Annotated in this window: 6 protein-coding genes; 4 read left to right on the forward strand and 2 right to left on the reverse strand. The window is 68.1% G+C overall.

Going from position 1 to position 4433, the window contains the following annotated elements; genetic code table 11:
• Positions 1-242: TetR/AcrR family transcriptional regulator (locus GWI24_RS41010; RefSeq protein WP_210951111.1), on the reverse strand; the 242-nt coding region annotated here is incomplete at its 3' end.
• A 144-nt stretch (positions 243-386) separates the two neighbouring features.
• Here GWI24_RS41010 and GWI24_RS41015 point away from each other — a divergent pair.
• The 4 genes from GWI24_RS41015 (at position 387) to GWI24_RS41030 (ending at position 3956) form a co-directional block, all read left to right on the forward strand.
• Complete coding sequence (locus GWI24_RS41015) at positions 387-1121, forward strand: SDR family NAD(P)-dependent oxidoreductase (protein WP_031067588.1); 735 nt, start codon at positions 387-389, stop codon at positions 1119-1121.
• A gap of 32 nt (positions 1122-1153) precedes the next feature.
• Entirely contained in the window at positions 1154-1777 is a 624-nt protein-coding gene (locus GWI24_RS41020; RefSeq protein WP_210951112.1) for an NADPH-dependent F420 reductase, read from the forward strand.
• A gap of 34 nt (positions 1778-1811) precedes the next feature.
• Positions 1812-2702, forward strand: a complete 891-nt coding sequence (locus tag GWI24_RS41025) for a TIGR03619 family F420-dependent LLM class oxidoreductase (protein WP_210951113.1) — start codon at positions 1812-1814, stop codon at positions 2700-2702.
• A gap of 648 nt (positions 2703-3350) precedes the next feature.
• Positions 3351-3956, forward strand: coding sequence for a hypothetical protein (locus tag GWI24_RS41030; protein ID WP_210951114.1), 606 nt, complete (start codon positions 3351-3353; stop codon positions 3954-3956).
• Between the two features lie 115 nt (positions 3957-4071).
• Here the strand turns inward: GWI24_RS41030 and GWI24_RS41035 are convergent.
• Positions 4072-4433 (reverse strand): NADPH-dependent FMN reductase (locus tag GWI24_RS41035; protein ID WP_210951115.1); only part of this gene is annotated, 362 nt, incomplete at its 5' end.

The following is a 4433-nucleotide window of genomic DNA, read 5'->3' on the forward strand; positions in this document are numbered from 1 at the left end:
TCGAACACGCCGGACAGAACGGAGGGGTCGAACCGGCGCAGGTACTCGGCGACGAGTTCGTCCTTGCCGGTGAAGTGCTGGTAGGCCGTGCGCTTGGACACCTGGGCCGCCGCGCAAAGCTCGTTCATGCCGGTGCGGTTGATGCCCTGCTCGCGGAACAGTTGCTGGGACACGCTGAGGATGCGCTCGCGGGCGCCCCGGCCGCGGCGGCGGCCCGTGGGGCCCTTCTCCAACTCCGTCATGGGTCCATCGTACCGCAGCCAGGTAACGACCGGTGTACATAGTTTGCGCCCCAGCCGCCCGCCCAGTACCGTAAGCACACCAGACGGTGTACTTAACACCGTCGCCCCAGGTGCACACGGCACCACCGACCCAAGGGAATGACTATGGGAAAGCTTGACGGCAAGGTCGCGGTCATCACCGGCGGCACCACCGGCATGGCGCTGGCCGGCGCGAAGCTGTTCGTCGACGAGGGAGCGCACGTCTTCATCACCGGCCGCCGCCAGGACGCCCTGGACGAGGCCGTGAAGCAGATCGGCCGCAACGTCACCGGCGTCCAGGGCGACGCCGCCGACCTGGACGACCTGGACCGCCTGTACGACACCGTCAAGCGGGAGAAGGGAAGCCTCGACGTGCTGTGGGCCAGCGCGGGCGGGGGCGAGCCCGCCCCGCTCGGCGAGATCACCGAGGCCCAGTTCGACACCTGGTTCGGGCTCAACGCCCGCGGCACCCTGTTCACCGTCCAGAAGGCCCTCCCGCTCTTCAACGACGGCGGCTCCATCCTCATGACCGGCTCCAACGCCTCCCTCGGCGCCTTCCCCGGCTGGAGCGTCTACGCCGGCAGCAAGGCCGTCCAGCAGGCATGGGCCCGCGTCTGGCTCAACGAGCTCAAGGACCGCCGCATCCGCGTCAACGTCCTGACCCCCGGCCAGGTTGCCACCGCCAAGCAGGAAGAACTCTTCGACGAGGCCACCAAGCGCCAGTTCGAGTCCCTCATCCCCCGCGGCCAGATGGGCCGCCCCGACGAGATCGCCACCGCCGCCCTCTTCCTCGCCTCCGACGACTCCAGCTACGTCAACGGCATGGAACTCGTCGCCGACGGCGGCACCACCGCCATCTGAACCGAACAACCACAACCAGGGCAGGACATCTCATGAGCAACATCAGCATCATCGGCACCGGGAACATGGCCCGCACCATCGGCGCGCGGGCGGTAGCGGGCGGCAACACCGTCGAGGTCATGGGCCGCGATCAGTCCAAGGCCGCTGACCTGGCCAAGGCTCTCGGCGCCGGCGCCACGACGGGAGAATGGGGCACCGCCCCGGCCGGGGACATCGTCATCGTGGCCCTGCTGCACGACGGCGTCGTGCCGGTCGTCGCCCAGTACGGAGACGCTCTCGCGGGCAAGGTCATCGTCGACATCAGCAATCCCTTCAACTCCACGTTCGACGGGCTGGCCCACCGCGAGGAGACCTCGATCGCGCAGGAAGCCGCCAAGGCGGCCCCGGCCGGCGCCAGCGTGGTGAAGGCGTTCAACACCATCTTCCGCCATGTCCTGGAGAAGGGTCGGCCCGACGTCTTCATCGCCGGCGATAATGCGCAGGCCAAGGCAAGTGTGGAGGCGTTCATCGAGAGCCTCGGGCTGCGCCCGCTGGACGTCGGCGGCCTGAAAATGGCGCACTGGCTGGAAGGAGCGGGCGTGGTCACGGTGGGCCTCGCCAACCACGGGGTCGGGAACTTGGACTTCTCCCTCAGCATCACCGAGCTTCCCGTCTGAGCAAACGGTTGACGGATCACCGAGAGGACTCGTCATGAAGCTTGGTTTCACACTTCCCATAATCGGGCCCGCTATCAGCAGCGCAGCCGGCCTGAGCGCGTTCTGCCGCGGGATCGAGGACCTTGGCTACGACACGCTGTGGGTCGGCGATCGCCTGGTCCAGCCCGTCGATATGCAGAGCATCTATCCGGGCAAGGAGCAGCCGTACCCGCCGCAGATGAAGCGTTACCTCGACCCGGTGCTGCTGTGGACCGTCGCCGCGACGGCGACCAGCCGGGTGCGGCTGAATGCCAGCACGCTCAGCACCTTCTACTACGAGCCGCCGCACCTGGCCCGGATGCTGACCACGCTCGACGTGCTCAGCGACGGCCGTCTCGAGGTCGGCGTGGGACTCGGGTGGATGAAGGACGAGCACGACATCTCCCGCAGCGCGGACTGGCGCCGGCGCGGGCGGATGCTCGATGACCTGCTGGCGTTCCTGCACGAGTGGTGGACGGCCAACCCGGTGTCCTGGGACAGCGAGTTCTTCTCGCTGCCGCCGGTCCACGCCGACCTGCGCCCGGTGCAAGCGGGCGGGCCGCCCATCTGGATCGGCGGCGCCAGCGAGGCCGCGATGCGCCGGGTCGGCCGCAGCGCCACCGGCTGGCTCGGGCTCGATTTTCTGCCGGACGAGGTCGCCGGCCAATTGTGGTCGCTCGCGCGCCAGGCGGCGCAGGAGGCCGGCCGCGACCCCGACGCGCTGAAGAAGGCCATACGTATCAACCTCGAACCGGGCACGACCGTTGATTCGCTGGCCGACAAGCTCAAGCGCTTCGCCGAGTCCGGTGCGGACGAGGCGTTCGTGGACGCCTTCGCACTGTTCCCCGGCCTTGACCAGATGCTTGACTTCGCCAGCCAGGTGATCGCGCGCACCGGTCGGTTGTGACCACCCAAGAGCCGGACAACCAAGGACGTCCTCGCCTGCTTGTTCGCCGAGAACGCGGTGCTGAACAGCCCGCTCGGCGATGAGCCGCTCATCGGTCGCGAGTCCGTCGTGGAAGCCAAACGCCGAGGTGACCCATATGGTGGCGCCCGCTGCCGTCCGCCGTCGAGATGCAGGGGCACCTTGCGCAAGTCCTCGGACTGCAGCCCTGGGAACTGCGCACGAACGGGGAGCGAGGACGATTCGCCGGATCCTGGCCGCTCAGGCGTTCGGCATCCCTGCCTCTGATTTCCTGCGCGTAGACACTGTGCTGCTCTAGCGCGGTGCGGGTCTTCCTTGCTGGGGATCGGAGTTCCATGGCTAGAGGGGACGGGTGAGCAATACGAGGGTGCGGTGACGCCGGGGCTGATCCGTCGCTCTGTTGACTGACTCGAACCACGAGCCGATCCCACCCACGGCCGCCGCACCCACCCGGTGTGGCGGCCGCCCGCACCCCAGTCCCGGCCCAGCAGCAGCTCGGAGCTCTCACCGGCCGCCTACCGCACCCGCCGCCACGCCCTACAGGGTTGTTGCCGCATCCGAGTCCCGTACGTACACCCGCGGCAATACGATGCGATCACACGACCCCGCCTCTCCGTCACGGTGGCCTTCATGAACAGCGTGTACTCGCCCATCCTGGAGCTCAATCTCCTCCGGGAGTTCGACGATCAGTTCGGGACGCACAGCTACGCGGATGGCTTCGAGCTGCTCGACTACGACGACAAGAATGAACTCAAGGGCTGGCTGGACGATCCGAAGAACCCCAGCCGCGCCGAGTTCTTCGACCAGCTGATCCCTTTCGCACGCGCCACCGGCAGCGGTTCGGGCTACGCGCTGTGGCGGTTCGACGACCGGGCCGACCTCGCGGACCTTCCCGTCGTGTTCCTCGGCGACGAGGGCGACGTGTGGGTCCATGCGCGCAACCTACGAGAGCTGCTCCGGCTGCTCCCCGTCGAACGCGACGTCGCCTACGAGGACGAGGACCTCGACGAGCTCTTCCCGGCGCGTCAGGAATACCTGATGTGGCTGGACCGGAACTTCGGTCTCACCCCGCCCGATGAGGACGAGGAAGTGGCCATCGGCAAGGCGGCCATGTGCGCGTTCGGCCCGCGGTTCGCCACATGGCTGGCACGGTTCACGAACGAAGGCGTGATCGATGACATGGTCAAGCTGATGGACTGGGGTCCCGACTCGCTGGTCAGCGCCAGGTCCAGATGACCGTCCCGTCCGAGGGCCCGGGGGCGATGCCGCGCCGCCACCCCCGGGCTATGTTCAAAGCCACCTCGGCTCGGTGAGCGGTGCCCAGACGGTTGAGCTCAGCGCGGGTGGCCGCTCAGGCGGTCTCGGGCCGGGTGCGACGTGCCTCGTGGAGGAGTTCGCCCCACCACAGCAGCTCGTCGAGCATCGCCTTCGCGGCGCCGTTCGGGCCCTCCGGGTCCCGTAGCTCGCCCTCCGGGCCGAAGAGCTCGTAGTAGCGGGGGAACGTCACGACGTTGCGCACCGTGTGGGCCTGGAGTTCGGCGAAGACCTGGCGGAGTTGCTCGATGGCGAGCAGGCCGCCGCTGGCTCCGCTGTAGCCGACGAAGCCGATCGGCTTGGCCTCCCACTCCGTGTAGTGCCAGTCGATCGCGGCCTTCAGGGAGGCCGGGAAGCTGCGGTTGTAGTCGGGCGTCACCACGACCACAGCGTCGGCCT

The sequence above is a fragment of the Streptomyces sp. MK37H genome (genome assembly GCF_018035285.1).
Classification (GTDB): domain Bacteria; phylum Actinomycetota; class Actinomycetes; order Streptomycetales; family Streptomycetaceae; genus Streptomyces; species Streptomyces endocoffeicus.